This is a genomic window from Streptomyces sp. CS113 (assembly GCF_002188365.1).
Lineage (GTDB): Bacteria > Actinomycetota > Actinomycetes > Streptomycetales > Streptomycetaceae > Streptomyces > Streptomyces tendae.
The window spans coordinates 794,689-810,517 of sequence record NZ_KZ195574.1 but is presented as its reverse complement, the minus strand read 5'-3'; the positions used below and the strand labels follow the sequence as shown (position 1 = coordinate 810,517).

Below are 15,829 nucleotides of genomic sequence, written 5' to 3'. Positions count from 1 at the left end.
CCCCGGTCCTCACGCGCCCGGACGCCGCTCCGAGGGGCGCACCGTGCCCAGGAAGCGCCGTACGTCGATCTCGATGACGACGCGCTCCGGATTGGCCCGGGGCTGCCGGTAGCGGGCGGCGTAGCGGGTCTCCGCGTCGCGGACCGCCCCGGCGTCGTCCCGCACGGTCGCCACGCCCTCCAGCGTGGACCAGCGCCTGCCGTCGACCTGGCCCACGGCGACGACCGCCCCGGCGGCCCGCCGCACGTTGCGCGCCTTCGCGGTGTCCCGGCTCGTGATGACCCGCGCGTTGCGGGTGGCGTGGTCGTACGTCACCCCCACCGGGACCAGGTGGGGCGTCCCGTCGGCGCGCCGCGTCGACAGGAAGCACACCCGGCGCTCCTGCCAGAACCGGACGAACTCGTCGTCCGCGTCGTGCTGTTCCCCGGCGTCCATCCGCTCTCCTCGCCCGTGCCGCGTGTCCCCCGTCCGCAACAGCATCGCCCGGCGGCCCGGACGCCCGCGCGGCGGGGTCGGCGCAGGCCGGGCCGGCGGGCGGCGGCCTCAGGCGGCGTCCCGTCCGGAGCGGTGGTCCGCGCCCCTCCCGCCGCCCGGAAGGAGCCGCAGGTGCCGGCGCCGGGCGTGCCGGGGCGGGGCCGGGTCCCCGAACAGCCGGTCCTCCAGACAGGTCATGGCGAACAGCAGCAGCCCCAGTCCGGGCAGTGTCAGGACGGCAACGGTCACCACTCCGCAGGCCCCCTCCGCTGTGGGACGACACCGCGCGGGTGCCCAGGCGGGCGCCGGTGAAAGCCGTCATGTTCCGACGGTCCGTGGGTAGGCGGCCCCGACGGCAGACACGTCGTCCCCGAGGAACGGAGCAGCCGAGCCGATGTCGCACACCTCCCCGCCCGCCGAACCGGCCACGAACCCGCAGCTGGCGGCCTCGTGGTCGGACTGGGCCGGCGACCACACCGCGTCCCTGATCGGGATACCGCTGCGCATCGCGCTCATCGTCGTGGTCCTGCTCGTGCTGCGCGCGGTGGCCAAGCGGGCCATCACCCGGGTCGTCCAGCGGGTCCTGGAACCGTCGGCGGGCGAGGCCGAGCGCAGCCGCCCGCGCAGGCCGGCCCGCGGCGCCGCCGTCCTGCACCGCGACCGGTCCCGGGCGCGGCAACGCCGCGAACAGCGGGCCCGCACCATCGGCTCGGTGCTCAGCAGCGCCGTCACCATCGTGCTGTTCATGGTCGGCGTGGCCATGGTGCTCGACCAGGTCGGCATCGCCCTCGGCCCACTGCTGGCCAGTGCCGGAGTGGTCGGCCTGGCCATCGGCTTCGGCGCCCAGAGCTTGGTCGCCGACTACCTGTCCGGGCTGCTCATCATGGTCGAGGACCAGTACGGCGTCGGCGACTCGGTCGACCTCGGCGAGGCCGTCGGCGAGGTGGAGCACGTCGGCCTGCGCCTGACCCATGTGCGCGACCTCAACGGCGGCCTGTGGCACATCCGCAACGGCGAGATCCTGCGGGTGCGCAACGACAGCCAGGAGTGGGCCCGCGCCGTCCTGGACGTCGCCGTGGCCCACGACGCGAACCTCGACACCGTCTACCGGGTCCTGGAGGACACCGGCCGCGCGCTGCGCGAGGAGCCGGACTTCGCGGACGTCCTGCTGGAGGACCCCGCGGTGTGGGGCGTGCAGTCCCTGGACGCCGACGGGGTGCTGGTGCGCCTCGCCGTCAAGACCGTGCCGCTCCAGCAGTGGGGCGTCACCCGTGAGCTGCGCCGCCGGGTCAAGGAGGCGCTGGACGACGCGGGCGTCGAGATCCCCTTCCCGCGCCGGGCGGTCTGGGTGCGCACCGACCCGTCCGAGGGCGGGGCGGAGGCGCTCAGCCGCTGAGACGCCGGCCGGCGCCGTTTTGCCGTTCCGGCAAACATGTTTGGCGCCTCCCGACCGGCCGGGGCAGCCTGCACACGGGGCGCGCGGTCCTCGCGCGCCCCGCCGAGCAGACGACCGCGCCCGCCCCAGGAGGCACCATGACCGACATCCCCGCGCCTGCTCCCGCCGCGGAGTTCTGGGAAGCCCGCTACCGCGACACCGGCCGCGTCTGGAGCGGCCGCCCCAACGAGCTGCTGGTCCAGGAAGCGGGTGACCTGGCGCCCGGTACCGCCCTCGACCTCGGCTGCGGCGAGGGGGCGGACGCCGTGTGGCTGGCCTCGCGCGGCTGGCGGGTCACCGGCGCGGACATCTCCGCCACCGCCCTGGAACGCGCCGCCGGGCACGCCGCGGAGGCCGGGGTCGGCGACCGCGTCGCCTGGGAACGCCACGAGCTCGGACCCTCGTTCCCCGAGGGCTCCTTCGACCTGGTGAGCGCCCACTACTTGCAGTCCCCGGTCGCCCTCGACCAGCAGGCGGTACTGCGCGCCGCCGCGCGGGCCGTGGCACCGGGCGGCACCCTCCTCGTCGTCATGCACGCCGGCTGGCCCTCCTGGCAGACCGAACCGCCGTTCGACGCCGTCTTCCCCACCCTGGACGGCGTCCTCGCCGAACTCGCCCTGCCGAAGCGGGAGTGGAGCGTCGAGACCCGTCGGACCGCCCGTCGGCCGAGCGTCTCGCCCGACGGCGTCGAGGGTTTCCGCGAGGACCACGTGTGGCGCCTGCGGCGGGCCTGAGGTTGTTGAACGAGTTACCTCCCGAGAATTTTGTGAAGAAAGGCATGTTCTGGGACTTATCGGACACCCTCTGGTGTGAAGGCCATTTGGCTACCAGAGGGAGATGGTGAAATGCCTTCCAAGGACAAGGTGCTCAAGGAAGTCACCCGCACCGAGAACATCGACATCGACGCGGCACTCGACCCCGCCGAGCCCGACGGAGTCTTCCGCGACAGCCGCGAGTGCGCCGCGCTCGCCCTCCAGTCCGGAGGCACCAGCCTCCTGCTCTCGCCGCCGACCCCGCGCCCGAAGAAGGGCTGACGGACCGACGGGAGAATGAGATGGAGCAGTCGAGCACATCGGCCCTCCTGGAGGGAACGGTGCTGGACCTCGCTTCAGACGTGGTCTCCGCTCTTCGGAGCGGAGACCACGTGCGAGCGGGCAGCACCCTGACGGGAGGCGGCGCCGGCGAGGGCGTCGCCCGTGCGGCGGTACGCGTCCTGGGCGCCGACACCCTGTTGCCCAGCGTCCTGCTGCGCGTTCCGCCCGACCCCGGACAACTCGCCGTGTTCAAGGACGCCGTGGCGGCGCATCCGCCGCGCCACGACGCGGCACCCACCGTCGTGTGGAGCCACTGGGCCATGACCCGTGCCCTGCGCCGGACCGAACACCCCCTGACCGGACCGCCCGTCGACGAGCCCGGCGCCGAACCCGACGCCCGCTGGCTCGACGGCGCAGGCTGGCAGTTCCTGACCCACCAGCTCGCCGTCCTCGCCCCGCTCGCGCTGCCCGGCGAGGAGTGCGCCGTGACCCGCGTGGCGCGCGGCCGCCCCGTGGACGTGGCCCGCGGATTCGTACGCGCGGTACGCCGCCGCGACTGGCAGCAGGCGGCCGGGGCCGGGCGCTGGCTCACCCTCCTGGACGGGGTGCCGGACACCCTCGGCCTGGCGGCCGGACTGGACTTCGTACGCCTCATGGGCGGCTCCGACCCGCGGGTGGCCCTGCAACTGGAGGCGGCACGGCTGATGCCGGCCGGGGTCCTGCTGTGAACGTCCCGGACGAGCGCGTCCGCGACGTCGAGGCGGCCGCGCTGGACTGGGTGTGGACGCACCGCGACCGTTTCGCGCTCGGCGACGACGCGCTGGCCGCCGACGGCCAGGTCAACCGGACCTGGAAGCCCCTGGGCGAGCTCACCCAGGTCTGTGCGTCCGTCTCCCGGTGCACCCCGCCCGGCGACCCGTTGCACACCCGCGTGTCCGAACTGCTGGACTTCGCCTGGCAGCAGACCCACCGGGGCGAACTCTTCCCGCTCATGCAGACGCTGGAGCCCTTCGCCACCTACCCGCTGGAGGTCTACGCGGCCTTCGCCTCGGCCGGGCTCAGGCACCCCGGCTACGAGGCGTCCGCCGCGGTGCTGACCCGCACCCGCGGCTGGCGGCTGACCGAGCAGTACCCCACCCGCCGCCTCGGCGTGCTGGAGGCCGAGCGGCGCAGCGGCATCGACCCGCACGGGGACGTGCCGCAGGCGCTGGGGCGCACCTGGCTGGGCGGCCTCCCGGAACCCTGGACCTTCGAACGCGCGGCCGGTTACGCGCTCACCCACGTCGTCTTCCACCTCACCGACTGGGGACGTGCGGCCCGGGGCGTCCCGGCGGACCTGGCGGAGTACCTCCTGCACTGGCTGCCGCCCTGGCTGGACACCTGCCTGGACGCCCGGATGTGGGACCTCAGCTGCGAGCTGCTCGCCGTCGCCGCGAGCCTGCCGCGCCCGCCGGAACCGGCCGTCCTGGCGGACGCCTGGCAGCGGGTCGCCGCCGCCCAGACCACGTCCGGCGCGATCCCCGAGGAGGGCGCCGCCCAGGACGCCGCCGGTGCGGACCCGGGGCCGGACCCCTACGACTTCACCGACTGCTACCACTCCACCCTGATGGCCGCGTTCGCGGCGGCCCTCGCCACGGCGGCCACGGCACGCCCGCCGGACGTGCGGCACGCGGCGCGACACGCCGGACAAGGAGCGCCGGGATGACGGACACCCGCCTGATCCACCGCGTCGGAGCCGGTGCCCTGGAGTGGCTGTGGGCCCACCGGGACGGCTTCCGCCTCGAACCGGACGTCGACCCCGAGATCGGGTTCCTGGAACGCTTCAAGCCGATCGGGGAGCTCGCCCTCATCTGCACGGTGCTCTTCCGCGAGGGCGTCGCCGGCTCCCGCCAGTCCCAGCTCGCACGCCAACTGCTCGACCACACCTGGCGCGAGACCCTGGACGGCGGTCGCATGCTGGTGCGCGGCCAGCGCGTCGAGCCCTTCTCGCCCGTCCCCTTCGAGGTCTACCTGCCGTTCAAGGAGCTGGGCTACAGCCAGCCCGAAGTCGAACGCGCCACGGTCCTCAACCACCGGCTGGACAGCTGGACGCGCTTCCCGGTGACAGCCACCCGGCGCCTGGGCCTGTCCGCCTTCCAGCGCCGCTTCGGCCTGCCCGCCCGACCGCCCGAGGCCGACCTGGTCGCCGCCACCTGGCTGGCCGGGACGCCCGAGCCGTGGACGGTCGAGGGCCACACCGCCTACGACATCACCCACACCGTCTTCCACCTCACCGACTGGGGCGAGAACCCAGGCGGCCTGCCCCCCGACGTCGCCGACTACCTCGCCACCTGGCTCCCGGTGTGGATCGACGACTGGCTGGACCTCCAGCGCTGGGACCTGCTCGGCGAACTCCTGGTCGTGGACGCCTGCCTGCCCCGGCCCACCCTGGACGAGGCCGCCTGGCGGGGCTTCGCCGCCGCACAGCAACCCGACGGCGCCATGCCCGCCGTACGCACGATGCCCGAGGGCGACCCCGACACGGTCTTCGACGTGGTCTACCACCCGACGCTGGTCGCCGCCTTCGCCTCCCTGCTGGCCACCTCCCGCGCCCTCACCGAGCTGGCGCACTCCGCGTCGTGACGGGCCGTCGTACGCCCTGGCCGGGCGAACCCGCCACCGAGGAACACGAGGAACACGCGGAGGACGCCCCGCCGGGACCCGGGCTCCCCGACGGGGCGGCGCTGCGCGAGCGGCTGGCCGACGCCGTGGACGCCTGCGACGCACCCGACGTCGTCTTCGCCGTCTCCCGGCGCGGCCACCGCACCCTGCACGGCGGCGGCACGGCCCCGCCGCCCGGCGTCCCCCGCGAGGACCTGCGCTACGAGATCGGGTCGGCGTCCAAGACGTTCACCGCGCTGCTGCTCATGCGCCTGATCCGGCGCGGCGTGCTCACCGGCGGCGAGGCGGCGGCCACCTGCCTGGAGCCCGGCGGGACGGCCGGCCCGCACCCCGTGACCCTCGCGCACCTGATCACCCACACGTCGGGGCTGCCCGCCCTGCCCGGAGACTTCGTGCGCCGGGGACTGCCCGCCTGGCGCACCAACCCCTACGCCCGCTACCCCGCCGAGCGGCTGACCGACGCCTTCCTGCGCCACGCGCCCAAGCACCGTCCGGGGACCCGCTGGCACTACTCCAACTACGGCGTCTCCGTCCTCGGCCACGCGATCGCCGCGGCCACCGGCACCGCCTGGGAGGACCTGATCACCGGCCAGGTGCTGCGCGCCCTCGGCCTCAGCGGAACGGCCCTGCGCGCACAGGGGCCCGACACCGATGCCGTGGGACACCGCAAGGACGGCCGCACCCCCGTCCCGCCCTTCGACGCGGGCGGCTTCCAGGCGGCGGGAGCCGTCCGGTCCACCCCCCACGACCTGCTCACCTTCCTGGAGGCCCACCTGGACCCGGCCCGCTCACCGGCCGCCGGCGCGCTGCGCGCGGTGCGGGTGCCGGTGCTCCGGCGCGGGCTCGGGCACCGGCACGTGCACACGGTGGGGTGGTTCCGGCACCCCACGGACGGCGGGCCCCTGTACTTCCACAGCGGCGCCACCCTGGGGCAGCAGGCGTTCCTGGGCTTCAGGCCCGACACGGACACCGCCCTGGCCGCCGTGTGCACCAGGCGGTTCCGCGCCCGCGACCCGTTCATCGCCACCGCCTACGCGCTCCTCGCCGAGGGATAGCGGGCCGGGACGCGGGCCGGCGCGGGGCCGCTTCGAGCGACCCCGCGCCGGGCGTAGGTCCGTCAGACCCGCTGCCACAGGGCAGGCGTGCTCGCGGGCGCCCCGGCCCCCTGCGCCTGGTGGCTCTGGAGGCAGCGGTAGCGCACACCGTCGAAGGACACGGTGGTGCCGACCTCGTAGACCCGGCCCGCCGCCCAGGCGTCCGCCGCCGCGTTGTCCTGCGGCGCCGGTGACCCCGACGCGGCGGACGTGGTCTTCAGGGTGAGGCCGAAGTCGCTGAGCAGCGGGTTGATCGGCTGGTAGAACGTGGTCCCGCCGTTGGTGCAGTCCCCGGAGCCGCCGGACGTGGTGCCCTGTGCCTGGGTGCCCGACACGAAGGGGCCGCCGGAGTCGCCGGGTTCGGCGCACACCGTCGTCTCGGTCAGCCCGTTCACGGTGCCCTCCGGGTAGGTGACACTCGTGTCGTGCTGCTGGACCGTGCCGCAGTGCCATCCGGTGGTCGAGCCGGAACGGCACACCGACGCGCCCACGAGCGCCTCCACCGACCCGGCGATCTGGATCTTCTCGCCGTCCTGCGCCTTGACGTCCGGCGTCGCGGTCCAGTCGGAGTTGACGCCCACCCAGGCCATGTCCTTGCCGGGGAACGTGGAGGCCTGGAAGGTGCCCTGGGCGGCCTCGTTGAACCCGGTGGTGGTGGCGCCCGGGTCGCCGCAGTGCCCGGCCGTGGCGAAGCCCTGCTGGTCGTCCTTGGTGACGGAGAAGCCGATGGAGCAGCGGGCCTGGTCGTTGATGTAGAAGGCCTCGCCGCCGACCAGGTCCGCCAGCACGCGCGGCTGGTCCGGCGAGACGCGGACGCCCACGTCCTCGCCCGGCACCCCGGCGGTCGTGAGGAAGGCGGTCGCGGCCGACTCGCTGGTGGCCTGGACCGTCACCCGGTTGGTCCGTACGTCGACGTACCAGACCGGCGTCTGCCGGGTCCGGGTGCGGACGGCGGCGGCGTCCAGCTTCTCCTTGACGGTGCGCAGTTCCGCGAGGTTCCGGCCGACGACGGCCGCCTTGGCGCCCTGCGCCTCGATGGCGGCGGTGTCCGCGGCGTCGGTGGTGGCGACGGTCAGCTCGGCGGAGGTGGCCCCGCTCACCCAGGCCCCCGCGAAGCGGTCGCCCAGCGTGTTGCGCAGCATGCCCGCGCGGGTGCCCGCCTCCGCCTCGTTGACCAGCCGGGCCGCCGCCTGTCCGGGCGCCAGCCGCAGGTCGCGCTCCATCGCGCTCAGCATGCGCGCGGGCGCGGCGGCGGTGTCGGGCGTGCGGGCCACGGCGGGCCGCGGTCCGGGGACGGGCTGCGGTGCGGCCGACGCGGCCGAGGGGAGTGCGGTCAGGACCAGGGCGCCGAGCGCGGTGAGGGCTGCGCGGCGGCTGCGCGCGGCATGTCTGCCGACCATGCGATGTGCCTCCTTCGGACGCTGTGCGAGACAGCGGGGTTCGGTGGGCGACCGTGGATCACGGTGCGCCCGCGGCGAAGTCACAGGCCTTGCCGCAAAGATCCGCGGCGAAGCCCGACCCCGGACTGTTTCGCGCGATGGGGGACGCCGGGGGTGCCATGTGCAGTACGCGGACGCCCTCCCGGCGCGGCGGGCCCGGATCAGGCGGGCTTCAGTCCCGGCTCGCCCGCCTCGGTGACGAAGGACGCGGCCGTGGTCACCGCGGCGCCGGGCGTGCTGATCGCGGAGACCGTCTTGAAGTCGAGGCGGGTGGCCTGCCGGCCGAGTTCGGCCCGGACGTAGCCGCGCTTGCCGTTGTAGAACTTCATGTGCGGGTTGGCCTGCATGTACAGGTCCCAGTTGGCGGGCTTCTCCACGCCGTCCCGGCCGCTGGCCACCGAGGTGCAGGTGACCTCGGTGCCGACGGTGGCGGACGCCGGGTCGTCGAAGTCCTCCTTGACGTCGAGGGCGTAGCCCACGTGCACGTCGCCGGTGAGGATCAGCCAGTTGTCGATCCCGGCGGCCTGCGCGCCGGCGACCACCCTCCCGCGCGAGGCGCGGTAGCCGTCCCAGGCGTCCATGGACAGCGCGGCGTCGGCGGTCACGTCGAACTTGCGCTGGGAGAAGCACACCTGCTGGGGCATCACGTTCCACAGGGCGGTCGAGCCCTTCCAGCCGTCGAGCAGCCACTGCTCCTGCTCGGCGCCGGTGATGGTGCGCGCCGGATCGTCCGACTCGGTCCCGGGGGCGTGCGGGCGGTCGTCGTAGGCCTGGTCGGAGCGGTACTGGCGGGTGTCCAGGATGTCGAACTGCGCCAGGGTGCCCCAGTGCAGCCGACGGTACAGCCGGGCGTCCGGGCCCTGCGGCAGCTGGGCGGCGCGCAGCGGCTGGTTCTCCCAGTACGCCCGGTACGCGGCGGCCCGGCGCAGCAGGAACTCCGACGGCGGGATGTCGTTCTCCGGGGTGCTGCCCGCGTAGTTGTTCTCGGTCTCGTGATCGTCCCAGGCGACGACGAACGGATGCCGGGCGTGCGCGGCCCGCAGGTCCTCGTCGGTCTTGTAGAGCGAGTAGCGCAGCCGGTAGTCCGCGAGGGTCATCGTCTCGCGGTTGAAGACGTCGGGCAGCGTGACGTCGGTGTACCGGCGCTCCCCGCCCTCGGAGTTCACCGCGTACTCGTACAGGTAGTCGCCGAGGTGGAACACCACGTCCACGTCGTCCTGGGCGACGTGGCGTAGCACGGTGTAGTAGCCGTCCATGTAGGCCTGGCAGGCGACCGCCGCGAGCTTCAGCGACGAGGTGGCGCTGCCCGCCGCCGGGGCGGTGCGGGTGCGGCCCGCCGGGCTGAGCCAGGCACCGGCGCGGAAGCGGTAGTAGTAGACGGTCCCGGGCGTCAGGCCCTTCACGTCGACGTGGACGCTGTGGTTGTACTCGGCGTGGGCGTCGGCGGTGCCCCGGTACAGGACGCCGGCGAAGTACTCGTCGAGGGCCACCTCCCACTCGACCGTGACCCGTTCGGTGCCCATCCCGCCGTCCTCGAGGAACGGCTCGGGGGCCAGCCTGGTCCACAGCAGCACCGAGTCCGGCAGCGGGTCGCCGGAGGCGACGCCCAGGGTGAAGGGGTCCTTGCTGATCCGGGCGGCGCGTTCGGGGGCGGCGACCGCGCCGCGGGCCGGCTGGTTGGTGGAGAAGGCGAGCGCGGCGGCGGCCGCGGTCACGGTGAGGAAACGTCGACGGCCGAGGCGCCGGGCGGCGGTGCGCAGCACGGCGTCGTGCGGGGAGAAGGCGTGCTCGGCCAGTGCGCTGGGACGGCCCGTGGGCGCCATCTGGTGTCCTCTCGTACAGCGGGGCGATGCGCGGACCCCGCATGCTAAGCAGACAAAACGCCTTAAACGGGCAGGGCTTGCGGAGTGATCACACAGGAGGAGGTACGCGCGTGTGGGCGCGGTCCCTCCGGGGCACCCGGGAGCCATGGCCAGGACACGGCGCTACGACGTGGCGGCCTCCGGCCGCCGGTGGGACGCGGACGACGGGCGCTGGCTGCCCGCCGGTGAGGTGCACGCGTGGGAGCAGGGCAGGAACGAGACCGTGTGCGGTCTGTCGATCCACCGCTCGCGGCTCTCCCGGTTCCCGGCGGTCGTCTGGACCGACGTGCTGCCCGAGTCCGGCGGCGCCGCCGACGCCGTCCGCCGGGTCTGTCCCCGCTGTGCCGCCGCGGCCGGGCGCCGGGGCGCGGACGCCCGGCCCGCCTGGCGGCGTGTCAACCCGCGTCCGTAGGGGCCGGACGGACGGTCCGGCCCCTCGGCGCGCGCGACCGTCCGCCTAGGAGGGCAGCGGTGAGCGGCTCACCCGGATCTTGGACTGGCCGTGCGGACGCTTCTCCCAGTCCTCCATGAACCGCGCGTGCAGGCGGTGCTGGGCGGCCAGCGTGAGCAGTGTGTCCGTGCGGTAGTAGAAGTCCTCGCGGAGCACCTGGTGCTCGGTGCCCTCCGTCCGGTCGAAGGTGAAGTCGAAGAACCCGGTCTCGGTCAGGACGCGCCCGACGTGGGCGAGGCACTCGTCGACGACGTTCAGCGGGGAGTGCGAGAAGACGCTGTGGGCGTGGACGACGTCGAAGTGGTCGTCGGGCAGGAACTCCAGCCGGAGGTCCCCGGTGATGGTCAGGTGGGGCAGCTTGGCCTGGAGCCCGCGCTCGGTCAGCGTCTTCTTGGCGGCGATGAGGATGTCCGGCGAGATGTCGACGCCGTAGTAGTGGCCGGTGTCCAGGTGGTCGATGAAACGCCAGCCGCCGCGCAGGTTGCCGCAGCCGATGTCGAGCATGCGGTGCTCGGGGCGCAGCCCGTGCTCGATCAGGTAGTCGAACTGCATCTGCCCGAGCGCCAGCCAGCGGTCGTGGGTCCGGCTGCCCACCGCGGCCTCCGGGTCGCGCCGGGTGTCGGAGGCCATCACCGCCCGGTAGTAGCCGACGTGGTCGGGGTGCTTGACCCGCAGCCACGCGTCCCGGCCGGCCCGGCGGACGTAGGGACCGACGCGCTCGGGGTGGCGCAGCGCGTACCCGACCTTGTGCGTGAGCGCGGCGCGGTTGCTGCGCAGCTTCTTCGGGGACCTGGCGTCCTTGGGCATGGGGAGCGACCTCCGTACGAGGGACTCGGCGGTGCGCGGTGCCGGGGCGGCAGTGCGCGGTGCCGGGGCGGGGGTGCCGGACCCGGCGGCCTCGTGGCAGCGGGAGACATACCCGTTCGGGTCCGCGGGCTCCCGCGGTTGCGCCCGGAGGGGGAGACGCGCTCCGGCACGGAGCCCCGGTGCGGCGGCACGAGAAGGCGATTGGACTGTCTGTCCAGACATTGGACGTGTAGTCTGGCACTCCTCGAAGTCCCAGACGGGAGATCCGGATGAGTGAACCGGCACTGGACGCCGAACGCGACGCCGTCCTCGCCGCGCTGCGGCCCGTCGTCGACGGGATCGCCGCCACCTTCGGACCGGTCTGCGAGGCGGTGCTCCACGACTACCGCCGCCCCGAGCGGTCGGTCGTGGCCGTCGCGGGGTCGGTGACCGGGCGGACGGTGGGCGGGGCGATGAGCGAGATCGGCATGCGCGTGCTGGCCCGCGGCGACGAGGCACGCGACGAGCTGAACTACGTCACCCGCACGCCCGACGGCACGCTGCTCAAGTCCTCCACGATGGTGCTGCGCGACTCCACGGGCGCCGTCTTCGGTGCCCTGTGCGTCAACCTGGACGTCACCGCCGTCGACCGGGCCCACGCCCTCCTCGGCGCCCTCGCCGGGACCGCCCGCACCCCCGCCGAAGTGCCGGCGACCACCTTCGGCGACGACATCGACGCCGTGGTCGACGCCATCGTGGACGCCCATCCGCTGCGCCGGGACACCAGCTGGGCCGCGCTCGACCGGGAGCGGCGGCTCGAACTGTTCCGCGACCTCGACGGGCGCGGCGTCTTCGCCGTACGCCGCTCGGTCGAGCACGTCGCCGCCCGGCTCGGCATCTCCCGCGCCTCCGCCTACCACTACCTCGCCCAGGCCCGCGCCGAGACCGGCCCGGCCGCCGACACCCCCTGAGGAGCCCCGTGACGACCACCGCACCGCCGGTCACCCTCGACGACGTCCGCTCCGCCGCCGCCCGCATCGAGGGCGTCGCACACCGCACCCCCGTGCTCCGCTCCCGCACCCTGGACGCCCTCGTCGGCGCCGAGGTCCACCTCAAGTGCGAGAACCAGCAACGGGTCGGCGCCTTCAAGTTCCGCGGCGCCTACAACGCGGCCTCCCGCCTCACCCCGGAGCAGCTCGCCCGGGGTATCGCCGCCTACTCCTCGGGCAACCACGCCCAGGCCGTCGCCCTGGCCGCCCGCGAACTGGGCACCACCGCGGTGATCGTCATGCCCGAGGACGCGCCGCCCGCCAAACGGGACGCCACCGCGGGCTACGGCGCCGAGATCGTCACCTACGACCGCTACACCGGCGACCGCGTGGCCGTCGCCGAGGCACTGGCCGCCGAGCGCGGACTGACCCTGATCCCGCCCTACGAGCACCCGCACGTCATCGCGGGCCAGGGCACCGCCGCCCTGGAACTGGTCGAGGAGACGGGAGAGCTGGACGCCCTGGTCGCACCGGTCGGCGGCGGCGGACTGATCGCCGGGAGCGCCACCGCGGTCAAGGGCCTGCACCCCGCCACCCGGGTGATCGGCGTCGAGCCGGAGGCCGGCGACGACACCAGGCGCTCCCTCGCGGCGGGCCGGCGGGTCAGCGTGCCGGTCCCGCGCACCATCGCCGACGGCCAGGCGCTGCCCACCCCCGGCGAGCTGACGTTCTCCCTCAACCGGCGGCTCCTCGACGGGATCGTGGTGGTGTCCGACGACGAGATCCGGGACGCGATGCGGTTCGCCTTCGAACGCCTCAAGACCGTCCTGGAGCCCAGCGGCGCCACCCCGCTGGCCGCCCTCCTGAACGGCCGGATCGACGCCCTGCCCCGCCGCGTCGGCGTGATCCTGTCCGGTGGCAACGTGGACGCCGCCCGCTTCGCCGAACTCTGCGGCCCGCCCCGCTGACGACGCGGCTCCCCCGGATGGCGGCGTCGAGTTGACAGGCGGACGATGGAGTGGTGGGGCCAGGGAAAGGAGGAGCGTCATGCTGGAGGCAAAGACGCTCGACAAGCCGGACGAGCGGCGCGATTTCCCCCGCGGGCACATCGAGGCCGTGCACATGGAAGGACTCGACTTCGCCGTCGCCACCTTCGAACCGGGCTGGCGCTGGTCGGAGTCCGTGGCGCCGATCGCCGGCACCGACAGCTGCATGATCCACCACAACTGCTACGTGGTGGAGGGACGCATGCACGTCCGCATGGACGACGGCACCGAGAGCGAGGTGGGCCCCGGCGACGTCTTCGTCTGCTCGCCCGGCCACGACGCCTGGGTGGTGGGCGACGGACAGTGCGTGGTGTACGACTTCGCCGGCGGCATGGCGAAGGAGTACGCCAAGGCCGACTAGCCGGACGTCCGGCAGACAGCAGCAAAGGGGGGAGGGGACGACCGTCCCGGCGGTCGTCCCCTCCCCGTTCCGTGCCGCTCAGGCGGCCAGTGTCACCGCGCCCACCGCGGGGGTGCGCAGCACCCGCCGGGCCGTGCCCAGACTCGTCCCCAGCGTCACCGCCGCCGAGACCGCCACCATCGCGAGCCACACTCCGAGGAACTGGTCCGGCAGCACCGCGTCGGTGCGGACCACCGTGAACGGCACCGCGCCGGCCAGCGCGGCCACCGTGCCGAAGAAGACCCCCGTGACCGTGAGGATCACGCCCTCGGTCGCCACCACGCCCAGCACCTGCCCCGGCGTCGCCCCCGCCAGCCGCTGCTGACCGAATTCCCGCGAGCGGTACGTCGTCGCCGCGTACAGCGAGTTGACCAGCATCACGCAAACGAACACCGCGACGATGCCGACCACCGTGAGGTTCAGGGTCTCCAGGTTCTTGGCGTCGACCGACTTCACCAGACCGGAGGCCTTGACCGCGTCGCTCTCCACGGCCTGCATCGTGACCGTCGCCGTCGACACGGCGGTGAACATGATCAACGACACCAGGATCCCGGCCATGTGGTCCGTGCGCTCGCGCAGGTTGCGCACGGCCAGCCAGCCGCTCGCACCGCTCAGCGGCAGCCGGTTCAGCACGCCCTTCAGCAGCCGCGGCGACAGCAGCGCGAAACCGGCGGACAGCAGGATGGCCCCGTTGGCCGGCGCCGCCATCAGCGCCTCGTCCGTCGCGGAGAACAGGAAGGTGGAGCAGGTCCCCGCGACCCCGGCGGCCAGCGCCGCGTAGGCCAGGAACCGCTTCGCCCCGGCCCGTTCCCGGCGGCCCCGGGTCAGCCGCCGTACCGCCAGGAACGCGGCGCCCGCGGACGCCAGCAGGGTGAGGGCCACTCCGCTCCCCAGCGCGACGGGGCCGAAGGAGTAGTCCACCGACCGCGCCACCTGCCCGCTGTCCTGGAACAGGTCCAGCAGCACCCGGCCGCCGAGCATCGCCGGGCCGATCGCCAGCGCCGCGCCCACCAGCGCCACGGCCACCGCCTCACCCACGACCATCCGCTTGATCTGCGCCGGGGTCGCCCCCGAGCAGCGCAGCAGGTCCAGTTCGGCGGTGCGCTGGCGCACGTTGACCGTCAGCGTCGAGGCCACCGCGAAGAACACCAGCAGGCTCCCGTAGCCGCCGACGACCCCCGCCGCCGTGCCCAGCGTCTCCGAACTGACCGGGTCGACGCCGCCCTGCCCGGCCGTGTCGTGCATCGAGTTGAACGTCATGATGATCGCCGCCCCCAGGAAGGCGGACAGCAGCGTCGCCAGGAACCGTCCGGGACGGCGCCGGATCGACCGAAGAGCCAGTACGAACATGGCTCACACCCCCGCCGGCACGTCGTCGCCCAGGTGCGCGAGGCGCTCCGCGACCGCGTCCGGGGTCGGCGCGTCCATCCGACCCGCCAGCCGGCCGTCGGCGAGGAAGACCACCGAGTCGGCGTACGAGGCGGCGACCGGGTCGTGCGTCACCATCACCACGGTCCGCCCGTGCACCCGCACCGCCTCCTGGAGCAGCAGCAGCACCTGGCGGGCGCTGCGCGTGTCCAGAGCGCCCGTCGGCTCGTCCGCGAAGATCACCCGCGGTTCGGTGACGAGGGCCCGGGCGATCGCCACCCGCTGCCGCTGACCGCCGGAGAGCTGGTCGGGACGGTGACCGAGCCGGTCCCCGAGACCGACCGAGGTCAGGACCTCCCGCGCCCGCCTGCGGTCGACGCGGCGCCCGGCCAGCTTGAGCGGCAGCACCGTGTTCTGCGCGACGGTCAGCGTCTCCAGCAGGTTGTACTGCTGGAAGACGAACCCGACCCGGCCGCGCCGGAACTTCGTCAGCTCCGCCTCGCCGCCACCCGTCAGCTCCTTGCCGTCCACGCACACGATGCCGCCGTCCGGCCGGTCGAGGCCCGCCGCGCACTGGAGCAGCGTGGACTTGCCCGAGCCGGACGGTCCCATCACCGCGGTGAACGTGCCGCGTCCCAGGCTCAGCGTCACCCCGTCCAGGGCGGTCACGGCGTTCCCCGCCGAGCCGTACGTCCGGGTCACCTTGACGAGCCGGAGGGCCTCGGAGGCGGGGCCCGGGTCGTGATTGCCTCGTGCGCCGGAGCGAAACATCGTGATCACCTTCCGTGTG

Annotated in this window: 18 protein-coding genes; 11 read left to right on the top strand and 7 right to left on the bottom strand. The window is 74.1% G+C overall.

Annotated elements, in window-relative coordinates; translation table 11 throughout:
- Positions 1-9: 9 nt before the first annotated feature.
- Positions 10-435 (bottom strand): PPOX class F420-dependent oxidoreductase, encoded by a 426-nt coding sequence (locus B9W62_RS03410; RefSeq protein ID WP_087805065.1) that lies wholly within the window; start codon positions 433-435, stop codon positions 10-12.
- A gap of 108 nt (positions 436-543) precedes the next feature.
- Positions 544-723, bottom strand: a complete 180-nt coding sequence (locus tag B9W62_RS03405) for a hypothetical protein (RefSeq protein ID WP_282088669.1) — start codon at positions 721-723, stop codon at positions 544-546.
- 145 nt (positions 724-868) lie between these two features.
- Here B9W62_RS03405 and B9W62_RS03400 point away from each other — a divergent pair, with 145 nt between their 5' ends.
- From B9W62_RS03400 to B9W62_RS03370, 7 genes are all read left to right on the top strand, one after another.
- Positions 869-1,870: a mechanosensitive ion channel family protein gene (locus tag B9W62_RS03400; RefSeq protein WP_087805061.1), complete on the top strand. Its 1,002-nt coding sequence runs from the start codon at positions 869-871 to the stop codon at positions 1,868-1,870.
- A 137-nt stretch (positions 1,871-2,007) separates the two neighbouring features.
- A complete protein-coding gene (locus tag B9W62_RS03395) occupies positions 2,008-2,643 on the top strand; it encodes a class I SAM-dependent methyltransferase (protein WP_087805059.1) in 636 nt (211 codons plus the stop codon).
- A 111-nt stretch (positions 2,644-2,754) separates the two neighbouring features.
- A complete protein-coding gene (locus tag B9W62_RS03390; RefSeq protein ID WP_087805057.1) occupies positions 2,755-2,943 on the top strand; it encodes a hypothetical protein in 189 nt (62 codons plus the stop codon).
- Between the two features lie 20 nt (positions 2,944-2,963).
- Positions 2,964-3,671 (top strand): hypothetical protein, encoded by a 708-nt coding sequence (locus B9W62_RS03385; protein ID WP_087805055.1) that lies wholly within the window; start codon positions 2,964-2,966, stop codon positions 3,669-3,671.
- Positions 3,668-4,648: a DUF6895 family protein gene (locus tag B9W62_RS03380; RefSeq protein ID WP_087805052.1), complete on the top strand. Its 981-nt coding sequence runs from the start codon at positions 3,668-3,670 to the stop codon at positions 4,646-4,648. Before B9W62_RS03385 ends, B9W62_RS03380 begins: the two co-directional genes overlap by 4 nt.
- Positions 4,645-5,565: a DUF6895 family protein gene (locus tag B9W62_RS03375; RefSeq protein WP_087805049.1), complete on the top strand. Its 921-nt coding sequence runs from the start codon at positions 4,645-4,647 to the stop codon at positions 5,563-5,565. The genes B9W62_RS03380 and B9W62_RS03375 overlap by 4 nt, the downstream gene beginning before the upstream one ends.
- On the top strand, positions 5,562-6,659 hold the full coding sequence (locus tag B9W62_RS03370) for a serine hydrolase domain-containing protein (RefSeq protein WP_087805047.1): 1,098 nt from the start codon (positions 5,562-5,564) through the stop codon (positions 6,657-6,659). Before B9W62_RS03375 ends, B9W62_RS03370 begins: the two co-directional genes overlap by 4 nt.
- A gap of 62 nt (positions 6,660-6,721) precedes the next feature.
- Here the strand turns inward: B9W62_RS03370 and B9W62_RS03365 are convergent, their stop codons facing one another.
- Together B9W62_RS03365 and B9W62_RS03360 are read right to left on the bottom strand one after the other, a co-directional pair.
- Complete coding sequence (locus B9W62_RS03365; protein ID WP_087805045.1) at positions 6,722-8,098, bottom strand: trypsin-like serine protease; 1,377 nt, start codon at positions 8,096-8,098, stop codon at positions 6,722-6,724.
- A gap of 200 nt (positions 8,099-8,298) precedes the next feature.
- Positions 8,299-9,960: an alkaline phosphatase D family protein gene (locus B9W62_RS03360; protein ID WP_087805042.1), complete on the bottom strand. Its 1,662-nt coding sequence runs from the start codon at positions 9,958-9,960 to the stop codon at positions 8,299-8,301.
- A 145-nt stretch (positions 9,961-10,105) separates the two neighbouring features.
- Between B9W62_RS03360 and B9W62_RS03355 the strand changes: the two genes are divergently transcribed.
- The gene (locus tag B9W62_RS03355; RefSeq protein WP_179235325.1) at positions 10,106-10,411 is read left to right on the top strand and encodes a hypothetical protein; all 306 of its coding nucleotides are present in this window, start codon (positions 10,106-10,108) and stop codon (positions 10,409-10,411) included.
- A gap of 45 nt (positions 10,412-10,456) precedes the next feature.
- Here the strand turns inward: B9W62_RS03355 and B9W62_RS03350 are convergent, their stop codons facing one another.
- Positions 10,457-11,257, bottom strand: a complete 801-nt coding sequence (locus B9W62_RS03350; RefSeq protein ID WP_087805038.1) for a class I SAM-dependent methyltransferase — start codon at positions 11,255-11,257, stop codon at positions 10,457-10,459.
- Between the two features lie 269 nt (positions 11,258-11,526).
- On the opposite strand from B9W62_RS03350, the gene B9W62_RS03345 reads away from it, so the two are divergent.
- The 3 genes from B9W62_RS03345 (at position 11,527) to B9W62_RS03335 (ending at position 13,632) form a co-directional block, all read left to right on the top strand.
- Positions 11,527-12,207 carry a helix-turn-helix transcriptional regulator gene (locus tag B9W62_RS03345; RefSeq protein WP_087805036.1) on the top strand — a complete coding sequence of 227 codons (681 nt, stop codon included), beginning with the start codon at positions 11,527-11,529 and terminating at the stop codon, positions 12,205-12,207.
- 8 nt (positions 12,208-12,215) lie between these two features.
- Positions 12,216-13,193 carry a pyridoxal-phosphate dependent enzyme gene (locus tag B9W62_RS03340; RefSeq protein WP_087805033.1) on the top strand — a complete coding sequence of 326 codons (978 nt, stop codon included), beginning with the start codon at positions 12,216-12,218 and terminating at the stop codon, positions 13,191-13,193.
- A gap of 79 nt (positions 13,194-13,272) precedes the next feature.
- Entirely contained in the window at positions 13,273-13,632 is a 360-nt protein-coding gene (locus B9W62_RS03335; protein ID WP_061440886.1) for a cupin domain-containing protein, read from the top strand.
- 78 nt (positions 13,633-13,710) lie between these two features.
- On the opposite strand, the gene B9W62_RS03330 is transcribed toward B9W62_RS03335, so the two are convergent.
- Together B9W62_RS03330 and B9W62_RS03325 are read right to left on the bottom strand one after the other, a co-directional pair.
- Positions 13,711-15,021, bottom strand: coding sequence for an FtsX-like permease family protein (locus B9W62_RS03330; RefSeq protein ID WP_087805031.1), 1,311 nt, complete (start codon positions 15,019-15,021; stop codon positions 13,711-13,713).
- Positions 15,022-15,024: 3 nt separating this feature from the next.
- Positions 15,025-15,810: an ABC transporter ATP-binding protein gene (locus B9W62_RS03325; RefSeq protein WP_179235324.1), complete on the bottom strand. Its 786-nt coding sequence runs from the start codon at positions 15,808-15,810 to the stop codon at positions 15,025-15,027.
- Positions 15,811-15,829 lie beyond the last annotated feature (19 nt).